This window comes from Pseudomonadota bacterium (genome assembly GCA_013285465.1).
GTDB lineage: Bacteria > Pseudomonadota > Alphaproteobacteria > Micavibrionales > CSBR16-224 > CSBR16-224.
Window position 1 is genome coordinate 1,540,486 of record CP053449.1, and the last position, 19,956, is coordinate 1,560,441.

19 protein-coding genes are annotated in these 19,956 nt (G+C 51.7%); 10 read left to right on the plus strand and 9 right to left on the minus strand.

Annotated elements, in window-relative coordinates:
• Positions 1–87 precede the first annotated feature (87 nt).
• The 3 genes from HND56_07595 to serS all read right to left on the minus strand — a co-directional run bounded on the left by HND56_07595 (position 88) and on the right by serS (position 2,637).
• Entirely contained in the window at positions 88–300 is a 213-nt protein-coding gene (locus HND56_07595) for a cold-shock protein (GenBank protein QKK05555.1), read from the minus strand.
• A gap of 177 nt (positions 301–477) precedes the next feature.
• Positions 478–1,302 (minus strand): hypothetical protein, encoded by an 825-nt coding sequence (locus HND56_07600; GenBank protein QKK05556.1) that lies wholly within the window; start codon positions 1,300–1,302, stop codon positions 478–480.
• An 18-nt stretch (positions 1,303–1,320) separates the two neighbouring features.
• The gene (gene serS / locus HND56_07605; GenBank protein ID QKK05557.1) at positions 1,321–2,637 is read right to left on the minus strand and encodes a serine--tRNA ligase; all 1,317 of its coding nucleotides are present in this window, start codon (positions 2,635–2,637) and stop codon (positions 1,321–1,323) included.
• Between the two features lie 145 nt (positions 2,638–2,782).
• Here serS and HND56_07610 point away from each other — a divergent pair, with 145 nt between their 5' ends.
• The 6 genes from HND56_07610 to HND56_07635 all read left to right on the plus strand — a co-directional run bounded on the left by HND56_07610 (position 2,783) and on the right by HND56_07635 (position 9,542).
• Positions 2,783–3,142, plus strand: coding sequence for a hypothetical protein (locus HND56_07610; protein QKK05558.1), 360 nt, complete (start codon positions 2,783–2,785; stop codon positions 3,140–3,142).
• A gap of 197 nt (positions 3,143–3,339) precedes the next feature.
• The gene (locus tag HND56_07615; protein QKK05559.1) at positions 3,340–4,230 is read left to right on the plus strand and encodes a hypothetical protein; all 891 of its coding nucleotides are present in this window, start codon (positions 3,340–3,342) and stop codon (positions 4,228–4,230) included.
• Positions 4,231–4,354: 124 nt separating this feature from the next.
• Entirely contained in the window at positions 4,355–5,668 is a 1,314-nt protein-coding gene (locus tag HND56_07620) for a homogentisate 1,2-dioxygenase (protein ID QKK05560.1), read from the plus strand.
• A gap of 84 nt (positions 5,669–5,752) precedes the next feature.
• Entirely contained in the window at positions 5,753–7,135 is a 1,383-nt protein-coding gene (locus HND56_07625; GenBank protein QKK05561.1) for a DUF1800 domain-containing protein, read from the plus strand.
• 3 nt (positions 7,136–7,138) lie between these two features.
• A complete protein-coding gene (locus HND56_07630; protein ID QKK05562.1) occupies positions 7,139–8,353 on the plus strand; it encodes a DUF1501 domain-containing protein in 1,215 nt (404 codons plus the stop codon).
• Between the two features lie 109 nt (positions 8,354–8,462).
• Complete coding sequence (locus HND56_07635) at positions 8,463–9,542, plus strand: hypothetical protein (protein ID QKK05563.1); 1,080 nt, start codon at positions 8,463–8,465, stop codon at positions 9,540–9,542.
• 15 nt (positions 9,543–9,557) lie between these two features.
• On the opposite strand, the gene HND56_07640 is transcribed toward HND56_07635, so the two are convergent.
• From HND56_07640 to phaE, 3 genes are all read right to left on the minus strand, one after another.
• Entirely contained in the window at positions 9,558–10,304 is a 747-nt protein-coding gene (locus HND56_07640) for a hypothetical protein (protein QKK05564.1), read from the minus strand.
• Positions 10,305–10,438: 134 nt separating this feature from the next.
• On the minus strand, positions 10,439–11,509 hold the full coding sequence (phaC, locus tag HND56_07645) for a class III poly(R)-hydroxyalkanoic acid synthase subunit PhaC (protein QKK05565.1): 1,071 nt from the start codon (positions 11,507–11,509) through the stop codon (positions 10,439–10,441).
• 3 nt (positions 11,510–11,512) lie between these two features.
• Positions 11,513–12,673, minus strand: coding sequence for a class III poly(R)-hydroxyalkanoic acid synthase subunit PhaE (gene phaE, locus HND56_07650; GenBank protein QKK05566.1), 1,161 nt, complete (start codon positions 12,671–12,673; stop codon positions 11,513–11,515).
• A gap of 250 nt (positions 12,674–12,923) precedes the next feature.
• Here phaE and phbB (HND56_07655) point away from each other — a divergent pair, with 250 nt between their 5' ends.
• The 4 genes from phbB (HND56_07655) to phbB (HND56_07670) all read left to right on the plus strand — a co-directional run bounded on the left by phbB (HND56_07655) (position 12,924) and on the right by phbB (HND56_07670) (position 15,630).
• On the plus strand, positions 12,924–13,706 hold the full coding sequence (phbB, locus tag HND56_07655; GenBank protein QKK05567.1) for an acetoacetyl-CoA reductase: 783 nt from the start codon (positions 12,924–12,926) through the stop codon (positions 13,704–13,706).
• 25 nt (positions 13,707–13,731) lie between these two features.
• Positions 13,732–14,277: a polyhydroxyalkanoate synthesis repressor PhaR gene (phaR, locus tag HND56_07660; protein ID QKK05568.1), complete on the plus strand. Its 546-nt coding sequence runs from the start codon at positions 13,732–13,734 to the stop codon at positions 14,275–14,277.
• 163 nt (positions 14,278–14,440) lie between these two features.
• On the plus strand, positions 14,441–14,812 hold the full coding sequence (locus tag HND56_07665) for a phasin family protein (GenBank protein ID QKK05569.1): 372 nt from the start codon (positions 14,441–14,443) through the stop codon (positions 14,810–14,812).
• A 68-nt stretch (positions 14,813–14,880) separates the two neighbouring features.
• Positions 14,881–15,630, plus strand: a complete 750-nt coding sequence (gene phbB / locus HND56_07670) for an acetoacetyl-CoA reductase (GenBank protein ID QKK05570.1) — start codon at positions 14,881–14,883, stop codon at positions 15,628–15,630.
• A 90-nt stretch (positions 15,631–15,720) separates the two neighbouring features.
• Here phbB (HND56_07670) and HND56_07675 read toward each other — a convergent pair whose 3' ends face one another.
• The 3 genes from HND56_07675 to HND56_07685 form a co-directional block, all read right to left on the minus strand.
• Positions 15,721–16,452, minus strand: a complete 732-nt coding sequence (locus HND56_07675; protein QKK05571.1) for a hypothetical protein — start codon at positions 16,450–16,452, stop codon at positions 15,721–15,723.
• A gap of 88 nt (positions 16,453–16,540) precedes the next feature.
• Entirely contained in the window at positions 16,541–18,370 is a 1,830-nt protein-coding gene (gene typA, locus HND56_07680) for a translational GTPase TypA (GenBank protein QKK05572.1), read from the minus strand.
• A gap of 8 nt (positions 18,371–18,378) precedes the next feature.
• Positions 18,379–19,749, minus strand: a complete 1,371-nt coding sequence (locus tag HND56_07685) for an MATE family efflux transporter (GenBank protein ID QKK05573.1) — start codon at positions 19,747–19,749, stop codon at positions 18,379–18,381.
• Positions 19,750–19,956 lie beyond the last annotated feature (207 nt).

Sequence of the window (19,956 nt, forward strand, 5' to 3'; positions counted from 1 at the left end):
GGCGGCAGTTGTCAAAAAACAAGACATAAAAAAACGCCTTGCGTATAAACGGCAAGGCGCTTTCTTAAGATATGGATGGCGTCAGGCTTATGCCGCGTCCGCAGGACGCAGCTCTGCCGCACATGAGCGTCCGTTGCGCTCTTCAATCTCGTAGGAGATTGCCTGGCCTTCTTGAAGCTCCTCAAGGCCCGCGTCCTTAACCGCGCTGATATGTACAAACACATCTTTGCCGCCGTCTTCGGGTGTAATAAAGCCATAGCCTTTTGCTGGATTAAACCATTTGACTGTACCGGTAGCCATCTTCAAGTTCCTTTCACGTCACGTTTCGTCGTATTTGCCGCAATGCGGCGGATTCTCGGCCAGACAAGGCCGGAACAGTCACGAAGCGAAATCGATCGGACGAAAGTACCGGTCACTTGATAATCATAACCTTGTTAATGATGCTAAAATCTTGCGCAGCCTGCGTCAAGCGCTATTTTACAGCCCTTGTTTCCGTCCCGATGCGCCCGGATGTGTCCGCCGCGCGGGGCTTTCCTGATGTCGTGATTCATATTTTTGCAGCACGCCCTGATAGCCCTCACCCAGATGCGTTTCCAGCTCGGCAAGGCTGATAAACATCTCATCCGCCAGTTTCGTGAAATCAACGCGGGCACCGCCCATCTTTGCGTTCGCCTCTTCCGCCAGCGCGTCAAGATCGGCTTTCATTTCTTTTGCGGCCATCACCCACAACGCAAAATATTCATGCGGATAGTGGTAATCCTCTTGGCGGGTCAACGCTTCTTTGAAGGTCAGTACCTCGGCCTGATCGGTTTCCTGATAACCGTTATGATTTTCATCACGATGCGAAATTTTGGCATTACCCGGGAACAACGCCTCCCACAATTCCGGTTCGGCCTCATAGGCATGTAGACGCGCATCCACAGCAAAGCCCTTGCCGTTATTAATCAGAAATTTATCGTCTTTTGCCGCATACAGAAATGTGTAACGCTCCTCTTTCAAATCCGGCTGATAGCCGAGAAGCTCTTCCATTTCCTCCTGCCCTTCACGCAGGGCATTACGGATCCCTGTTTTCAGATCATCGCCGGGGATGATATCTTCATCCTCGCCCAGTCCGCCGAAATGCGCCAACCCTGCACCGACATTGCCGCTGCGTGTGCTGACAATAATCTCGACACTATCAACATCGGACAGATCACCGCGCCAATAGATTGACCCCGCGCCGCGTCGCGATAGCGGGTCGCGGTTTTCCGGCTTTTTCAGCCATTCAATGCGTTCATCTCTTTGCGCGGGAATATTGCTCATCACGGTTGCCTTTTCTGTTTAGGCGGTTGCCTGTTTGGCATCTTCGTCATCACGGGCGGTTTTCGGCATGATTTCATCAACACCCATCACCGGACGCAAGACTTCGGGAACAATCACCGTGCCGCGCTCGGTCTGGAAATTCTCCAGAATGGCGATCGGCGTGCGGCTCATCGCAATCGCAGTGCCGTTCAGCGTATGAACAAAACGGTTCTGGCCTGTTGCCTTGTCTTTATAGCGGACATTCAGACGGCGCGCCTGAAAATCGGTGCAGTTACTGGCCGACGTAATCTCGCCATATTCTCCGTTTTCACCTTTGCCCGGCATCCATGCTTCGATATCGTATTTCTTCCATGCCGGCGCACCCAGATCTCCTGCGCAAATGCGTACAACGCGGTAGGGAATTTGCAACTCCTGATAAATGCTTTCCTCCAGCGCCAGCAATTCTTCATGCACGGCGGCACTTTGCTCCGGCGTTGTGAAAGCGTAAAGCTCAACTTTGCTGAACTGGTGTACGCGATACAGCCCTTTACTGGCTTGTCCTGCCGCGCCCGCTTCGGTACGGAAACAATGGCTCCACGCGACATAGCGCAGCGGCAACATTTCCTCCGGCAGGATTTCACCCGCATGCAAACCGCCGACAGGGATTTCCGCCGTCGCGACCAGACTTAAATCCTGATCTTCGATACGGTAGGTATTGCTTTCATTGCCGCGCGGCGCAAAGCCTGCGCCCTGCAAAACCTCGTTACGCGCCAGATCGGGTGTTTGCAGCGGAATAAATCCGTGTTCAATCGCCTTTTTGAAGGCAAAATGCTGCAACGCCATTTCCAGCATGACCGCTTCGTTTTTCAGGAAATAGAATTTCGCACCGGCAACTTTCGCGCCGCCTTCGAAATCGATCAAATCCAGAGATTTTCCGAGCTCGATATGGTCTTTCTGTTTGAAATTGACGCGCGGCGGCTCCAGAAAGGTTTTGACGGTTTCATTCGCCGTATCGTCTTTGCCTTCAGGCGTATCGCCGGGCAGCGTATTGGGCACGGTCAGCATCAGCTCTTTCCATTCCGCCTCATGCGCCGCCATTTCCTCCCCGAGTTTCGAGGTCTCGGCCTTCAGCGCGCTGCCGCGTTCGATCAGCGCCGGACGCTCAGACGGGTCGGCCGTGCTGATGGTTTTTGCGACCGTATTGGCCTCGGCCTGTTTTTCCTCCAGCGCCTGTTTGACACTGCGGAAACGGTCATAGGCGTCAATCACCGCATCCAGATCGGTTTTGAAATGACGCAGTTCAATGCTGCGTTCGACTTCCTCGCGGTTCTCGATAATGTATTTGATGTCCAGCATAAGCTTAAATTACCCTCTTAAAAAAAATGTCCTGACAATCGCCGTCACTATAGCGCGCCTTGCACCTATTATGCAATATCAGGATTGACCTGAAACCATATTTTTTCTATAAATATGCGGCATATACTCCATGAAAGAATGAAGAATGACAGCGGATATCAAACATTACATCGTCGTCCTGCATCAGGGCTCCCGCCCCGATGATTACAAAACGCCCGGCAAAGCCCCGCATGCGGAGCTGAACCATGCCAAGGAAGTCCGCGATGACATCCGCCGTACTGCCCGCAATTTCGGCTTTGAAAGCGAATTGAAAGACATCAATATCATTCCCGGCGCGCCGGTGATCTATGTCGAATGCAGCGAACGCCTTGCCGAAGAACTGCAAAATATCGCAGGCATCCGCGAGATTACCCGCAATACCTCCTTTGACCGCGAACCCGACAACGCCCCGCGCGCCGCCGTAAACCGCAACAACCGCCCCCGCGGCAATATTTTCAAGCGTTAATTTTCCGCACAGCCGTTCTTCCATACGCTCTCGCGGCATTCGTTTTCCCAGAGAGTTGTTTTTGCTTTATTTCGTGATAAAGGGCTTTAGAATGAAAGCCGTTATTTTAGTTTTAACTAGGAAGGATGGCACGGGATGAGGATTTCAATCTACTCTGCCCCCTTTGCCTAGATTTTGAAATTAAGGAACGAGTGGAGATGAACCGGATGAAATTTCAGTATACTTGGCCTCTTTTGTCGCTCTCTGCCGCTTTTAATCTTATAAAAAAAATTAAGTCTACGACCATTACGATATTTGTTGCATGTATTCTTGGTGCATCGAGTAGTATCGCCTACGCGACAAGCGAATTAGGTGTAACACCTATGGATCCCCCCTCATATGCGTGGCCTTTCACAATGCTGACATATGCGGAACGCGTTGCGAGACTTGATTTTTTTATTAACATCAAAGATTTGGCGTTTTACGAACGTTCCAGTACCCAATCAAAAAAAATCTGCGATGATTTACTGCAAGACTTGAAAGATAAAGAATATAAGATTCTTAAACCGCAATACTCATTCCCTATAAAAAATGATAAGGAAAATATTGCGTTCCCACGCTGTGTTAATCGTATAGACACATATTATATTCACGGCAGCGCACAAGACGCGGATCATTTTCAAAGAGCAACATCTCTTTATAATAGAGAATATTACGATTTGTCAGAATTTCTAGGACAGAACATCTGGGGCTTTTTTGCGGAAGGTGGACGTTTGGAGTGCGGTAAAGAAGTTAAGCAAATATGCCAGCCCTTTAATAAAGGATATGGTGGTGGCTACGCATCAGGTGCCATTTTCAATTCAAATGATTGTACCACCTTGGTCGGGCAGCCGTTTATTTTCTCTAGGCTGGAACTACTGAATGATGAGCGTACTCAATATCGCGAGGCAGCTTCATTTAATGCCTTCATACAACTTAGAGAAAATATTTACAGGCTTGTTTTCGATATTCCTTGGCTTGGAGGATGGTCTGAGCTTCTGTCTCCTGGATTTGCCACCCTTATTTTGACTTCTTCTAAAGAAGATAAGTGTGTATTTAGCGCCCCCTAACTTAATTATTTGACAAAGGGGCAGGATAAATTGAAAATCCGCGAGGCCTCAGCCTCCCCGCTTTACTTGCTACGGCAAATGCTTATAATTTTGCTTATTCATTTCTTATGCGGGAGAGAGATTCATGACACTGGAATATATGACGGGCTTCGGAAACGAATTTGCGACAGAGGCTGAAAAAGGCGCTTTGCCCGAAGGACAGAATTCTCCGCAAAAACCGCCTTTCGGGCTTTATGCCGAACAGCTCAGCGGCAGCGCCTTTACAATGCCGCGCGCAGAAAACCAACGCAGCTGGCTGTACCGCATCCGTCCCTCCGTCATGCACCGCCCCTTTGTACCGATGGATCCGTCCCGTATGACATGGGGCAGCACCCCTTTTAATACAGAGGATGTCACACCGAACCAGCTGCGCTGGTCTCCCGCGAAAATCCCGACGGTCGGCACCGATTTTATCGACGGCATCATCACCATGGCAGGCGGCGGCGACAGTTTCTCATGGGCCGGACTTGCGGCACATATCTATATCGCCAACCGCCCGATGAAAAAGCGCTATTTCTACAATTCCGACGGTGAGATGCTGGTCCTGCCGCAGGAAGGCGGCTTGACCCTGCGCACGGAAATGGGCGTTTTGGGTATTGAAACGGGTGAGCTTGCCGTCATTCCGCGCGGCATCAAATTCACCGTTGATCTGCCCGATAAAACCTCACGCGGCTATATCTGCGAGAATTACGGCGCGCCCTTTATTCTGCCCGATCTGGGGCCGATCGGTGCAAACGGTCTGGCCAATCCCCGCGATTTTGAAACCCCCGTTGCCGCCTATGAAGATATCGAAGGCGAATTTGAGTTGATCACAAAATTCGGCGGCAATCTGTGGAGCGCCTATACGCGTCATTCCCCGCTGGATGTCGTAGCATGGCACGGCAATTACGCACCTTACAAATATGATCTGTCAAAATTTATGGCCATTAACACGGTCAGTTACGACCATTGCGATCCGTCGATTTTCACAGTGCTGACCTCGCCCTCCGAACGCCGCGGTCTTGCCAATATTGATTTCGTGATCTTCCCGCAGCGCTGGAATGTTGCGGATCACACTTTCCGTCCGCCCTATTATCACCGCAATGTGATGAGCGAATTTATGGGACTGATCAAAGGCGAATATGACGCCAAGGGCGGCAAAGACAATAAAGGCTTCCTTCCCGGCGGCGCCAGCCTGCATAACTGCATGTCCGCGCACGGCCCCGATGCCAATGCCTTCAAAGCCGCCAGCGAAGTTGAGCTGAAACCGGATTATATGGCGGACACATTGGCCTTCATGTTCGAAAGCCGCTTCATTATGGCACCGACTCATCATGCCATGTCGATGAATACCCTGCAGAAGGATTATTACCATTGCTGGCTTGATCTGCCGAAGAATTTTGCCGCTCCGGAAAAGTAAAAACGGCAAACAGGGATTTTTTTTCGCAGGATTCTGACGTTCGCGGACGTATAACTCTTAACGGAACAAAATGCGGACGGAAAAATGATCTCAAACAGCGCCTATATCGCCATGCACCGCTTCGGCCTCGGGCCGAATGAAAGCGATGCCGCCCGCATCGGCGCCAGCCCGCAAAACTGGCTGCTGGCGCAGATGCAGAATTTCAATCCCGCCCCCGCCGCTTTTCAGGATTTGCCGACAACCGCCTATATCGCAGAAAACGCACTGGGGAAATTGAAACAGCTACGCGACGCCAAAAAGAAAAAAGGGGCCGATCCGGAAGAAAGCCAGAAAGCCGTCAAAGCGATGCTGAAGACTCTGGTGACGGATCTAACGGGCGAGATCACCACGCGGCTGAATTATGCCGCAACAACGGAGACACCGTTTATTGAGCGCCTTGTCCATTTCTGGAGCAATCATTTCACCGTTTCCACCACGCGCAAAGAAGTCATCGGGCTGGTCGGCGCCTATGAACGTGAAGCCATCCGCCCGCATATTTTCGGAAAATTTTCCGGCCTCGTCTTTGCGGTGCTGCGCCATCCGGCCATGCTGCTTTATCTGGATAATGTCCGCTCCATCGGCCCGCATTCTCCCGCCGGAAAGCGCGGAAAGAAGGGCCTGAACGAAAATCTTGCCCGTGAATTGCTGGAACTGCACACGCTGGGCGTTGACGGCGGCTATAGCCAGCAGGACGTGCAGGAAATGGCCAAAATGCTGACAGGCTGGACGGTCAATATCATGAAAGGCCTGCAAGGCAAAGATGTCGGCGCATTTCATTTCGTTAAACTGATGCATGAGCCGGGATCAAAAACCCTGCTGGGCAAAACCTATCCGGAAAGCGGCGAAAACGAAGTACGGCAGGCCGTTTTGGATATTTGCGCCCACCCTTCCACGGCGCGTTTTCTTGCCCGCAAAATGGCGCAGCATTTTATCAGCGATAACCCGCCGGACAGTGCCGTCAAAAAACTGGAAAGCGCCTATAAGCGCAGCGGCGGCGATTTGACCGCCCTGACCAAAGCGCTGATCGCCCTGCCCGATGCATGGAAGCTGCCCGCATCCAAAGTCAAAACCCCGCATGAGCTGGTCATCGCCACAATGCGCGGCTTTGGCGGCGATGTGAAACTAAAACCGGCGCTGATTGCCGCAACATTGAAACATCTGGGACATGTCCCCTTTTCCGCGCCCTCGCCTGCCGGATGGCCGGAGCGCGCGGAACACTGGATCAGCCCCGAGGCAATGATCCGCCGCATAGACTGGTGCCGCCTTGTCGCCGCCAAAATGCAGCGCGGTACGGATATCGAGACACTGATGGCGCTTTTACTCGGCGAGGCCGCTTCCCCCGAAACCCGTTTCGCGATCACCCGCGCACCCAGCAAAAATGATGCGCTGACATTGCTTCTCGCCAGCCCGGAATTCCAGAGGAGATAAGCGATGACCATCATGGACCGCCGTAAATTTCTGTACACTGCCGCAACCGGACTTGCCGGTGCCGCGACACTGACTGCCTTCCCCGGCTTGGCAACCGCCGCACTGCCAACGGATAAGCGGCTGATTGTCGTATTGTTGCGCGGCGGAATGGACGGGCTTGCCGCCGTGCCGCCGCTGGGTGATAAAGATTATGCCGCCGCACGCGGTAAACTGGCCTTGACGGACGGCCTGCCGCTGGACGGTTTTTTCGCCCTGCATCCCGCACTTGCACCACTGCATGCGCTGTACAAAAAGAAGGAGCTCACAGTCTTTCACGGCATTGCCAGCCCCTATCGCGAAAGATCACATTTTGACGGGCAGAATTTGCTGGAAAACGGCACTGACCGCCCGAACGGCGCAGATAGCGGCTGGCTGAACCGCACACTGGCCAGCTTTCCCGATGAGCGCGCCGACCGCGTTAAAGGTCTTGCCATCGGCCAAAATGTACCGCTGATCCTTTACGGCAAACAACCCGTGGCATCATGGGCGCCCTCGCGCAGCAAAATGCCGGATTCCGCGCTGCTGGATCAGCTGGAACGCATCTATGATAATGATGCACTGTTCCACAATGCGCTGGCACAAGGCCTCGCTATCCACGAAATTGCCGATGAAGCACTTTCCGGCGAGCAAAAGCAACGCATGAAAAACATCAATCGCGGCAATGCGGCAGGTGTGCTTGCCGCCGCTGCGTCAAAACTGTTGCAGGATAAAAACGGCGCACGGATTGCCACGGTGGATGTCGGCGGCTGGGACAGCCATGCGCGGCAGGGCACATCCGGCGGCAGCCTTGCCAATAACCTGAAAGGTTTTGCGCAAGGCGTTGAAGCCTTTACAAAAAATCTTGCGCCGATATGGGATAAAACCGCCGTACTGGTCGTAACGGAATTCGGGCGGACGGTGCATGAAAACGGCACCGGCGGCACCGATCACGGCACGGCAAGCGCCGCTTTCCTGATGGGCGGTGCGGTCAATGGCGGGCAGATTTACGCCGACTGGAAAGGGCTGGATAAAAACAGCCTTTACCAAAACCGCGACCTGATGCCGACCACCGATATGCGCGCCTTGTTCAAATCCGTTTTGCGTGACCATCTCGGCATCCCGCTTTCCACCATCGAAAATGTTATTTTCCCCGGCAGCCGCAGCGCCGGAACGCTTAGCAAGCTGATCCGCAAATCCTGATTATTCTCACCGGATGTGGATAACACCCGTACAAATCCGGCTTGCCTTTCCGTTCAAAATATGTATAACTCATATCGCAAATATTAGAGTGATTTTGAGCGAGTCTCCCATGGCCAAATTGTGGCAACGGCAATATAATCCCAACACACGACAAAGCGATCTTTCCGAAATCGCGCTGGACAGCCTGCGCATCAATTCCCCGAGTGTCGTGTTCTTCTCCGGCTGCACCACCATCAACCGGCATAAACGCCATATCGCCGGCGCAATCAAACGCATCGAAGAAATGCTTGGCATGGAAGGCCGCACGGAAAAACCTGTCAATATTTTTTCATGGTCATACAAAGGCTTAAAAGACATGTTTAATGTCGTCGCCTATCATTTGCGCCCGCAAAGCTTTGCCTCCAAAGGCGCGCGCAAAGCCGCCGCACATATTTTGATGCCGTTGCTGGGCAAAGATGTCAGCTGTGATAAAAAATTCCGCATCACCGGCGGCACCCCCCTGCCCGCGGAACAGGTGAAAGCCAATCTGAAAAACCTGACTCTGTTCGGCTACAGCTCGGGCAGCGCCTTTGTGCAGGAAGTCTATAACGCAACACTACAGGGCATGACGGCGATCGGCTATGACGAAAAAGCCGCTAAAGAACTGCTGCATGAGGTTGTGTTGATCAGTGCGGGCAGCATTTCGCAGCCGAAAAAGGAAACCGACCGTTTTACAACACTGTATCTGGCGGCGGATAACGACCATATCATCCGCGGCAAGGACGTCCTGACCTTTACCAAACCGCTGACAAAAATTTTCAATTTCCACGCCAAAAAGCTGAAGGTCAAACCGCTTTCAAAAACCAGCCTGCATGTCAGCGCCCCCGTTCCGGCAGATATGCATGAATGGAAACGTGAAAAGAACGGCAACTGGTCGCAGGAAAAGATCAAAACATTCTATCCGCGCTGGATGCTGCTGCGCAGCCATCACGAGCTACCGCATTACGTCACCTATGAAGACAAACAGAATGAATTCTCAAAAATGGCGATTTATGCCCTGACCAATGCACTCAAGCGCAAAGCACGGCCTGAACATGTCACAGAGCTTATCAAACCCGTTGATCCGTTCCCCGGCGCGTCCTACCCACCAAGTTTCCAAGAAAACCGTCACCATTACACCACCCGCATCACAGCGGCGATGCACCCTTAAGACATGCGGGCAAGCTTATTTCATTTTTAAGAAATGCACTTTAGCGCTTTGTAAATTAACTAAAAATCTCCAGCCCGACCCGTCCGATGGCGGCAACAATTCCTGCTTTAGAATTTTCGCCGGAAAATTCAGTGCTACATTCACAGCCTGCCCGTCTCCCGCAGATAAAGCCTTATAAGACGCAATCAAGGGTGAGAATTCCGGTGCCCAGTCGCGCGGCGCGGTCCAGCCGGTCGCCGGCAGTTTGATATTCAGCATTTTTCCGTCTTTTGACAATTCCGCCGCAGCATTGCTCTTACCCGTCAAATCCAGAACAATCTGCGTAGATGCCGGACGTTCCTGAATATTGAAAGCGGACACCAGCGCGGCATATTTTGCCGCCTCTGCCGCCGCAGCCTGTTCGGCCTGTTGCTGCGCCTCCAGCCCGCTTGTCAGTTTTTCCAGATGTTCAACGCGACTGCGCAGATCATGCTGCCCGCCCGACAAATTGGTCACCGCCAGCGCCAAAGTATCAGCATCTGTACGGTTTTGCTGCGCCGCTTCTTCCAGTCTCTTCAAGCGTGCGCTCTTACTGCCTCCCGCTTCTGCGAACAGTTCTTCGGTCTGCAATCCGGCGGCAGGCGCCCAGTCACGCAAAGCCTGCATGGATGTTTTCGGCGCGGCAGGCTGCACTTCTGCCGTCAATGCGGGCGGCGGCGCTTGATCTACAGCACAGCCTGCCAGCATCAGGCAGATACCCGTAACAACGGTCTTCAATTTCATGGAATTCTTCTGTCGCACGGCTTGTCTCCCGTCATACCGCTTCTTACCTTTCATGCTACGCGAGACGGCAGAAAATCGCAAGCCGCGCTTTTAACGGCGCGGCTTGCTGCATGAGAAAGTCGTAAAATCCAAAATCAGGCGCGCTTATTCAGCCAGTCACCGACCGAAGGCGGAACAAGACTGCGTGCGGCGCTGCTGACATAAATACCGATATGACCGCCTTTGAAGGACAGCTCGGTATAATCTTTGGTGCCGACATATTTGCCAAGCGGTTTCGACGCGCTGGGCGGTACCAGATGGTCGTCCTCGGCAAAGATGTTCAGAACCGGCATTTTGACGTTTTTCAGATCAACCGTCTTCCCGCCGATTTCAACCTTGCCTTTAATCAGCAGGTTCTGCTGGTAAAAATCTTTGATAAACTGGCGATAAGCTTCGCCTGCCTGATCGGGGCTGTCATAAATCCATTTTTCCATCCGCATGAAATTGTTCAGATATTGCGGATTATCAAGGATGTTGACCATATCGACATATTTCTGCGCCATCAAACGGTAGGGTTTCAGCGTCAGAAAGGTCCAGTTCAGATAATCACCCGGAATATTACCCAGCGTATCGACAAGCAGATCGACATCAACTTTCTGAATCCATTTGCTCAGCATGTTTTCCTTGGTGTGATAATCAACCGGTGTAACCATCGTAATCAGGTTCTTGACCTTTTCAGGATGCAGCGATGCGTAGCAAAGGCTGAATGCCCCGCCCTGACAGATGCCGAGAATATTGACATTGTCTACTTTATGGCGACGGCGCAGCGTATTAACGCAGCGGTCAATATAACCGTTGATGTAATCATCCATCGTCGTGAATTTATCGGCACGGTCGGGATAACCCCAGTCAATCAGATAGACTTCCTGTCCGCTTTCGATCAAACCGCGCACGAAAGAGATTTTTTCGTTCAAATCTGTCATGTACGGACGGTTGACCAGCGCATAGACAATCAGAACCGGTGTCTTGTTAACCTTCTTCGCCTTTACATGCGGCTTGAAGTGATAAAGGATCAGCTTATCTTCGGCATAGACCGCTTCTTTTTCGGTCACACCCGTCGGAATTTCTTCAAGATCCATCAGATTTTTAAGCCCGACAGCAAGTTTGCTGTTAAAGCGGATAATTTCATCCGCGATCTGTTCGGGACGGAATTGCGATGACATCATGGCTTATTTCCCCTTTTTCCCAGTCGTGTCTGTTTTGACAGGCGTTTTCAGCGCCTTGATTTCGTTTTTCAATGCGCCGACTTCCTTGCGCAGAGCGTCTACCTCTTTCACAGCGGCTTTCAGTTCTTTCAAAGCCCCCAGTTCGCTGCGCAGGTCTTCCAGATCTTCCAGCTTGTCCTGCATGCGGCGATGCTCGCGGCGCGCCTCATGGACACGCTGGTGCAATGTATTGACTTCTTTATGTGTCGGCATATTCATCGCCTCGAACACTTCATCCGACACAACCGCCATCTGTTTTTTCAGCGCCATCAGCGCATTGACCAGATTACCGTACAACGTGGTGTATTCATCCGACATCGCGAATTCGGCATAAACCTCTTCGCAGGCATCGACCCACAGGTCATAGATGTCTTTCACACTGGTCAAAGCCTTTTTCGCGGTTTTCTTTACCGCATCCGCACCGTCTTTGACCGTGCCGATCTGGGAGAGTTCCGTGACTTTCTTCTGGAACAGTTTCAGCGCTTCCTGATTGACCTTTGCAATCTCTGCACCATAGGCATACATGCTTTGCTGATAATCCAGCCACAGGCTTGAAAGCTTCTGATACTGGCCTTGCGTCTCGCGGCTGTAACCAACGGACGGCGTTGCCAGAAACTGGCTAAGATGTCCGTGGATATCGCCCGGACCGCGCGTGACCCCTTCAGGGCGTACACCGCGGAAGAAATCACCCGGAAACGGCGACAGGGAAGATGCCGTCCGCGCCCATGTATCTTGAAATAAATCCCACAATGCGCCGTGGCTGCCAACAGAGTGCTGTTGTGCATTATTATAGCTGCTGCTCATGTAATTGACCCAGTCCGTCGCCAGTTTCGACAGATTCATACCATCGGCGGATGCGCCGGAGAAATGCTGGATCATGTTGAAATACTGTTCCTGCGCGGCGAGCATTTTTTGCAGAATATCCTGCGCAGCAGGCGGGGTATTTTGTTGCGGAAAGCTCGTCCAGGGGTAGAATTGCTGCCATAAGGCATCATCATTCGTGCCGGTACCTGCGGCTGATTCGGGTTTTGCGGCACCTTCGCTGGCGACTTTCATCCAGCCGTCCCAGAATTTCCTTTGCGCCTCAAACCATTCATTATTGGTAAAGATATTTTCCGCTGTCATAAAGCTACCCCTTGGTAAAGCATTCAAATACTATGTGCTATTGTTCCTACACTATATTCTTGTGCGCTGCAACATCTTTATTTACCCGCGGATTCCGTAACTTCGCAGCGGGTAAGCATTTTTATTTTCACTTGCTTTTTTTTCCTGAAAATTGCTAAATACTGCTTGACAGGGAAACGGGCATATGTCCTTTTCCGAAGAAGACGGAATTTTTTATTTATTTTAATTACCACCGGGGAGTAACAACGAAATGGGACAAGCGTTGGAACAAAATTCAGATAACCCAAAGGCGGACGCAGCAAATCAGGTCGCCCTTGTCACCGGCGGCACCGGCGGCATCGGAACCGCTATCTGTGAAACACTGGCCGCTCACGGCTATAAAGTCGCGACAACCTACCGCAATGAAGCCAAAGCCAAAGCATGGCAAAAATCCATGCAGGATAAAGGCTGTGACGTTGCGATCTATCAATGCGATGTCGCGGATTTCGATGACTGCAAAAAACTGGTGGATGATATCACAAATGATCTCGGCCCCGTTGCCGTGCTGGTAAATAATGCCGGCATCACGCGCGATTCCACTTTCCGCAAAATGACCCATGACCAATGGCGCGATGTCATCAGCTGCGATCTGGACAGCGTTTTCAACGTCACACGCCCGATTATCGATACGATGCTGGAAAAAGGGTATGGCCGCATTATCAATATCTCTTCGATCAACGGCCAGAAAGGCCAGTTCGGTCAGTCCAACTACTCCGCCGCTAAGGCCGGCATGCACGGCTTTACAAAAGCGCTGGCGCAGGAAGTTGCGCGCAAGGGCATTACCGTCAATACGATTTCTCCGGGCTATATTGCCACCGAAATGGTGATGGCCGTTCCCGAGGAGGTCCGCAACAGCATTATTGCGCAAATCCCTCTCGGCCGCTTCGGCAAGCCGGAGGAAATCGCCCATATCGTCGGATTTCTGGTTTCGGAAGGCGCAAGCTTTATCACCGGAGCCAATATCACAGCGAATGGCGGCCATTACATGGAATAACGGATAACGACAGGGGGATAAAACCGTGGCAAGCAAAACGACAAAAGCCGGTAAGAAAGACGACAAAACCGCAAAAAGCGCAAAAGACGAAAATATCCGGATTATCAAAAAATATCCGAACCGCCGTCTTTACGATACGGCGACCAGCCAGTATATCACGCTGTCGGATGTGCGCGAGATTATCCGTCTTGGTACACCGTTCAAAGTCGTGGACACCAATACCGAGGAAGACATCACCCGCAATATCCTGATCCAGATCATCACGGAACAGGAAAACAGCGAACATACCGTTTTCACCACCGATATGCTGATGAAGATGATCCGCTTTTATGACGGATCAACCCGTAACATGTTCTCCGATTATATGGATCGCAATTTGCAGATTTTCAGCGAACAGCATAAAAACTGGCAGGAACAGGTTGGTCAGTTCATGGGCGCGCATCCGATGTCCGCCTTTACCAAAATGACCCAGCAGAATCTTGAATTCTGGAAGGAGATGCAGGACAACTTCTTCAAAACCAAAGGCTTTCCCTACCGCGTGCCGGAAACGGACGAAAACACCGATCAATAGGCGGTCCGCGCCATTTGGTGCAGTGCAATATTTTTTTAAATAAAACGGCGATAATGCTTGACATTAACGCCGTTTTATTGTTAATGTTGCAGTGCAGCAATTGTTGCGGTGCAACATTGCATATTTAAACGAATCACTAACCTATAACCAAGGAGTCAATACGATGACAACACCTAAAGACGTATTTGAAGCATGGGCAGACTGGAACCAGCAAACCTTCGAAGCTGCGAAAAAACTGGCTGAACTCAACCTCGCGCTCAGCGAAAAACTGATCAAAGAACAGTCTGATCTGGCGAACAACATTGTTGAACTGACAGCGAAAAACGCTGACACATTCAGCAAAGCCAAAGACGTTCAGGAAGTAATCGCAAACCAGACGGCAGCCTCGCAGGAATGCAGCAAGCAAGTCCTGAAAAGCTACCGCTCTTGCGCAGACATTCTGGGCGAAGCACGCAAAGCTTACAGCGACCTGTACGAAAAATCTTGCAAAGCTGCAGGTGACCTGAACGCAACGGCTGCAAAAAAATCAGCTTAAATTGCGACGGCGCTGTTATAGAAAATAGCGTTATAATAAGTGTTAAATAACGAATAAAAGAAAATAAAATGACACAAAGAACAGCGTTAATTACGGGTGGAATTGGCGGCATCGGATCAGCACTTTGCGAGGATTTCCTCAAAAACGGCTATCGTGTTGTCGCCAATTACCCGCCTTTTTTGCAGGAAGAAGCGGAAAAATGGCTTGCCAAACAAAAAGATAACGGCGCAAAAGACGTCTTTATCGCTGCAGGCGATGTTGCTTCCTACAAGTCATGTGAAGACATGGCGGCAAAGGTCAAAAGCGAAATCGGGCATATTGACACATTGGTCAATTGCGCCGGCGTTACGCGGGATAAAACCTTTAAAAGAATGACGGAAGAAATGTGGAACGAGGTCATTGATATCGACCTCAACGGTCTGTTCAACGTCACCCGCCAGTTTATCGAAGATATGGACGACAAAAACTTCGGTCGCATCGTCAATATCTCCTCGGTTAACGGGCAAAAGGGACAATTCGGACAAACCAACTATTCCGCAGCCAAGGCCGGCGTTCACGGCTTTACCATGGCGCTTGCGCAGGAGGTTGCGCGCAAAAATATTACGGTGAATACCGTATCGCCGGGTTATGTCGCGACGGAAATGACGAAAGTCATGCCGCAGGAAATTCTGGACCAGATTGTGGCCCATATTCCCATCGGCCGCATGGCGGAACCGGAGGAAGTTGCTTTCGCCGTGTCCATGCTGTGTGAAGAACGCGCCAGCTATATTTCCGGCACAAATTTGGGTGTGAACGGCGGTTTCTTTATGTCTTTCTAACGGACTCTCTCCCCTGCCGAAAGACGCAAAATAAAGAAAGAACGTGAACACCAAAAAGCGGCTCTGGAGCAATCCGGAGCCGTTTTTCTTTTAAGGATTGAAACGCTGCGGCGGTTTTCTGACTGGCGGTTTCGGCTTTGCCGCGTCATTGGCGGGCGCTTTTGCGGGGATCAGAATTTCCGCCAGATTGGCCAGTAATTCGACGGCTTTATCGGAAATATCATGCCCCTGCCCGTGCAGCATGGCAAAATCGGTGCGGAAGCCGAGCCTGTCGAGATATTCATGCGTGTCCTTGGCTTGCGGCATGCCGGAGTAATCCCCCTGCTCATACTCGCCCGCCAGCAGCGCCACAGGCGGTTTTGATTTAATCTCGTCAATCTGGCGCAATGCACCGCCCGACAGGCTGTAAACACCCGCCACGGGCTTGTCGCGCATCAATGCCGCGTAAAAAGCCATGGTCGCACCTTGTGAGAAGCCTGCGATAATCAGGCGGCTTTCATCAATGCCTTCTTCTTTGAGAACCTCGTCGATATATTTATTGACCTCTTCCGCCGCAGCCGCCGCGCGCGGCGCAACCGCATCAACCGAAGGCGCATCGAGAATATCCTGAATATCGAACCAGCTGTGATAACTCGCGCCGTCAAATTCCGCCAGTTTTTCCGGCCCTTCGGGACAGCGCAGCACGGCACCGGGAGCCTGCGGCATCAGTTTATTGCCGACATGGTCCAGCATCTGTGCGCCGCCGCTGCCGTAACCGTGAAAAAAGATGATGACATATTTGTCGCGGCTGTTATCCGCGCTTTCCCGGCGGTGATCTTTCACGCGCGCCTCCTCATAATCAGCTCAAGATAAATCAGTCTAATAAATATTAAACATAAAAAGCAATCTTTATTTCGCAGATGTCGCCTGCTTAAGCCGTTTCGGCGGTACGGCCCGCCTTTTTGCGCTCATGCGGGCACAGGAATTTCTTGCGCAGACGCAGCGATTTCGGTGTCACTTCAACCAATTCATCATCATTGATATAGGACATCATTTCCTCAAGGCTCATACGGCGCGGCGGTACAAGCACCACAGCCTCGTCAGAGCCGGAGGCGCGCATATTCGTCAGCTTCTTCCCCTTCAGCAGGTTGATTTCAAGATCATTGTCGCGGTTATGCTCACCAACCACCATGCCCTGATAAATCTGGGTTTGCGGATCGATAAACATGATGCCGCGCTCCTGCAGGTTAAAGATCGCATAGGCCACCGCTTTCCCGCCTTCCGTCGCAATCAGCGCACCGTTACGGCGCTGCGGAATATCACCCGCATAAGGAACATAGCTGTGGAACAAGCGGTTCATCACCCCCGTGCCGCGCGTATCGGTCAGAAACTGGCTCTGATAGCCGATCAAGCCGCGTGACGGTGCATGGAACACAACCCGTGTCTTTCCGCCGCCCGATGGACGCATATCCTGCATCTGTGCCTTACGTGCCGTCATTTTATCAATCACCGTACCGGCATATTCATCATCCACATCAATGATGACTTCTTCCATCGGCTCCAGACGTTTGCCGTTTTCATCTTCCTGATACAGCACACGCGGGCGCGATACGGATAATTCAAAGCCTTCGCGACGCATGGTTTCAATCAAAACGCCCAGCTGCAATTCACCGCGGCCGCCGACTTCAAAAGAGTCACGGTCGCCGCTTTCCTTAAAGGTAATGGCGACATTGGTCTCCGCCTCGGCTTTCAGCCGTGAGCGCAGCAGCGTCGAAGTGACTTTCTTGCCTTCGGTTCCCGCCAGCGGCGAGGTATTGACCGAAATCGTCACCGCCATGGTCGGCGGGTCAACCGGCGTTGCCCGCAATGCTTCATTACAGGCAGCATCACAGATCGTATCGGCAACCGAGGCTTCGACCAGCCCTGCGATACAGATAATATCCCCCGCCTCGACCGTTTCAACGGGAACGCGGTTCGTGCCTTCGAATTTCAGCAGTTTCGTCAAACGGCCTGTTTCGATGGTTTTATTTTCAAGATTAATGACTTTCACCGGTGAATTGATGCGTGCCTTACCGCTTTCCACGCGGCCTGTCAGGCAGCGTCCCAGATACGGGTCGGAATCCAGCAAAGTCGCCAGCATCGCAAAAGGCTTATCCAGATCAACCTGCGGCGGCGGTACATGGGAAATAACGGTTTCCATCAGCGGCGCAAGGCTTTCATGCGGGTCTTCCAGTTCACGCGCGGCCCAGCCGTCACGTCCGGCAGCATACAGGATCGGGAAATCAAGCTGTTTGTCATTCGCATCCAGCGCCACGAACAGGTCAAAAACCTCGTCCAGCACTTCAGAGGGGCGTCTGTCGGGGCGGTCGATCTTGTTGACCACGACAATCGGGCGCAAGCCCTGCGCCAAAGCCTTGCCCAGAACGAATTTCGTCTGCGGCATCACACCTTCCGCCGCATCGACCAGCAGAATAACGCCATCGGCCAGTCCCAGCACGCGCTCCACCTCGCCGCCGAAATCGGCGTGACCGGGCGTGTCAATAATATTGACGCGTGTCCCGTCCCACTGCACAGAGGTACATTTGGCCAGAATGGTAATACCGCGCTCGCGCTCAAGATCATTGCTGTCCATCATGCGTTCAACGGTCTGCTTATGTTCGTGGAACATACCGCTTTGTTTCAGGATTTCGTCAATCAGGGTTGTTTTGCCGTGATCGACATGCGCGATAATCGCAATATTCCGCAAAGTTTCTTTTGTCATTTTTTTTATCAAACCGCCAGATGCTGAGTTTTTCCATTTCTGCGCTGTTCGCCGTCTTTCGGGCGGCACTTATACTGGCACCAGATATAACCGCCGATGCCAACCGATATGTTGGCGAGCGCAGTCGCCACATAAAGTCCTTTCAAGCCGAGGAAATGCGACAATAGCAGAGCCGGCGGCAGATACAACAACAAAAGACGCGAAAAGGTTAAAAACAGTGACGCTTTTGGTGAACCAATCCCGTTCATCATACTCCCCGAGATCATTGCAACCCCTAAAAAGCTGTAAGTAAAAGGCACAATCATCAGATACCAGAAGGCAGAGTCAATCGCCGCCGGATTGTCATCAAACAGCCGGATTAAAGGCAATGCCGCCGCCCACAGGAAAACCGCAACCGACAATCCCCAGATCATGGAAAACCGCGCACCGCGATACACCACATGCCCGACACGGTCTTTACGCCCCGCACCCCAGTTCTGCCCGACAATCGGTCCGGTGACCGAGGACATCGCATAAAGCACAATCAGACACATCGCCTCCAGCCGCGTTGCCACACCGTATCCGGCCACCGCTTCCGTCCCGTAACGCGCCACCAGCCAGGTCGTCAGCGCCATGGATAAGGGACTCATCAGATTTGTTCCCAATGCCGGAATACCGACATGCAGAATGGCTTTCCAGCTTTCCCAAACGCGCCTGAAGCAGCTTTCCAGATTGATAATCCGCATGCGCTGCGCCAGCACGTAAAGCGAGACGCAAAAAGCCACGGAATAGGATATCACCGTTGCCAAAGCTGCCCCCTGCATTTCCAGTCGCGGAAAGCCAAACAGACCAAAAATAAAGATAGGGTCAAGAACCATATTCACAACAGCGATCAACACCATGATATAACCGGGAAATTTTGTGTTACCCATCGCGCGGATCGAGGCATTGCCGACCATCGGTACAACAACAAGAAAACAGCCGAAATACCAGATCCCCATATAATCGCGAATATAGGGCAGCAGTTCCTTTTCCGCCCCCAGCATGGTGAAAATCGGATCCATCAATGTGTAACCGGTCACGGCAAAGGTAACGGAAATCATCAGCGCCAAAATCAGCGCCTGCGTCGTATAAGCCTTCACTTTCTCGGTATTGCGGCTGCCAAGCGCCCGTGCCACGACGGATGATACGCCGACACCAATCCCGAAAGCCAATGCGTTCCGTATCATGACAACAGGAAAAATAAAGCTGATTGCCGCCAGATGCGTCGTTCCCAGCTGTCCGACAAAGAAAGTATCCACCACATTCATCATAATGACCGCCAGCAACCCCAAAATCATCGGAATTGTCATACGAATCAAATGTCCTTGAATACGTCCTTTTGTCAGATCGACTTGCATGGCTATACATCTCTTTCCTTATGCTTTTCTTCATGCGCGATACGCCGCCATTTTGCAAGGAATTTATACTATCTTTACCTTTTGCCTGTAGTATATGTTAAAGGCTGTGGTTGGAGAAAAACATGAAAAAAGACGCATTTTATAACGCGCATGAAAAAATAGGCCATACGATCCGCGAAACCGCTTTTAAGCGCTTCCGGAAGCATA

Bases quoted from the DNA above. Each gene is read 5' to 3' on its own strand.
- phaC (QKK05565.1), bottom strand. From the start codon at position 11,509: ATGATGTCATCGCAATTCCGTCCCGAACAGATCGCGGATGAAATTATC.
- phbB (QKK05567.1), top strand. From the start codon at position 12,924: ATGGGACAAGCGTTGGAACAAAATTCAGATAACCCAAAGGCGGACGCA.
- HND56_07610 (QKK05558.1), top strand. From the start codon at position 2,783: ATGACAGCGGATATCAAACATTACATCGTCGTCCTGCATCAGGGCTCC.
- HND56_07595 (QKK05555.1), bottom strand. From the start codon at position 300: ATGGCTACCGGTACAGTCAAATGGTTTAATCCAGCAAAAGGCTATGGC.
- HND56_07630 (QKK05562.1), top strand. From the start codon at position 7,139: ATGACCATCATGGACCGCCGTAAATTTCTGTACACTGCCGCAACCGGA.
- serS (QKK05557.1), bottom strand. From the start codon at position 2,637: ATGCTGGACATCAAATACATTATCGAGAACCGCGAGGAAGTCGAACGC.
- HND56_07685 (QKK05573.1), bottom strand. From the start codon at position 19,749: ATGCAAGTCGATCTGACAAAAGGACGTATTCAAGGACATTTGATTCGT.
- HND56_07640 (QKK05564.1), bottom strand. From the start codon at position 10,304: ATGAAATTGAAGACCGTTGTTACGGGTATCTGCCTGATGCTGGCAGGC.
- HND56_07635 (QKK05563.1), top strand. From the start codon at position 8,463: ATGGCCAAATTGTGGCAACGGCAATATAATCCCAACACACGACAAAGC.
- phaE (QKK05566.1), bottom strand. From the start codon at position 12,673: ATGACAGCGGAAAATATCTTTACCAATAATGAATGGTTTGAGGCGCAA.
- HND56_07600 (QKK05556.1), bottom strand. From the start codon at position 1,302: ATGAGCAATATTCCCGCGCAAAGAGATGAACGCATTGAATGGCTGAAA.
- HND56_07615 (QKK05559.1), top strand. From the start codon at position 3,340: ATGAACCGGATGAAATTTCAGTATACTTGGCCTCTTTTGTCGCTCTCT.
- HND56_07665 (QKK05569.1), top strand. From the start codon at position 14,441: ATGACAACACCTAAAGACGTATTTGAAGCATGGGCAGACTGGAACCAG.
- HND56_07620 (QKK05560.1), top strand. From the start codon at position 4,355: ATGACACTGGAATATATGACGGGCTTCGGAAACGAATTTGCGACAGAG.
- HND56_07625 (QKK05561.1), top strand. From the start codon at position 5,753: ATGATCTCAAACAGCGCCTATATCGCCATGCACCGCTTCGGCCTCGGG.
- typA (QKK05572.1), bottom strand. From the start codon at position 18,370: ATGACAAAAGAAACTTTGCGGAATATTGCGATTATCGCGCATGTCGAT.
- phbB (QKK05570.1), top strand. From the start codon at position 14,881: ATGACACAAAGAACAGCGTTAATTACGGGTGGAATTGGCGGCATCGGA.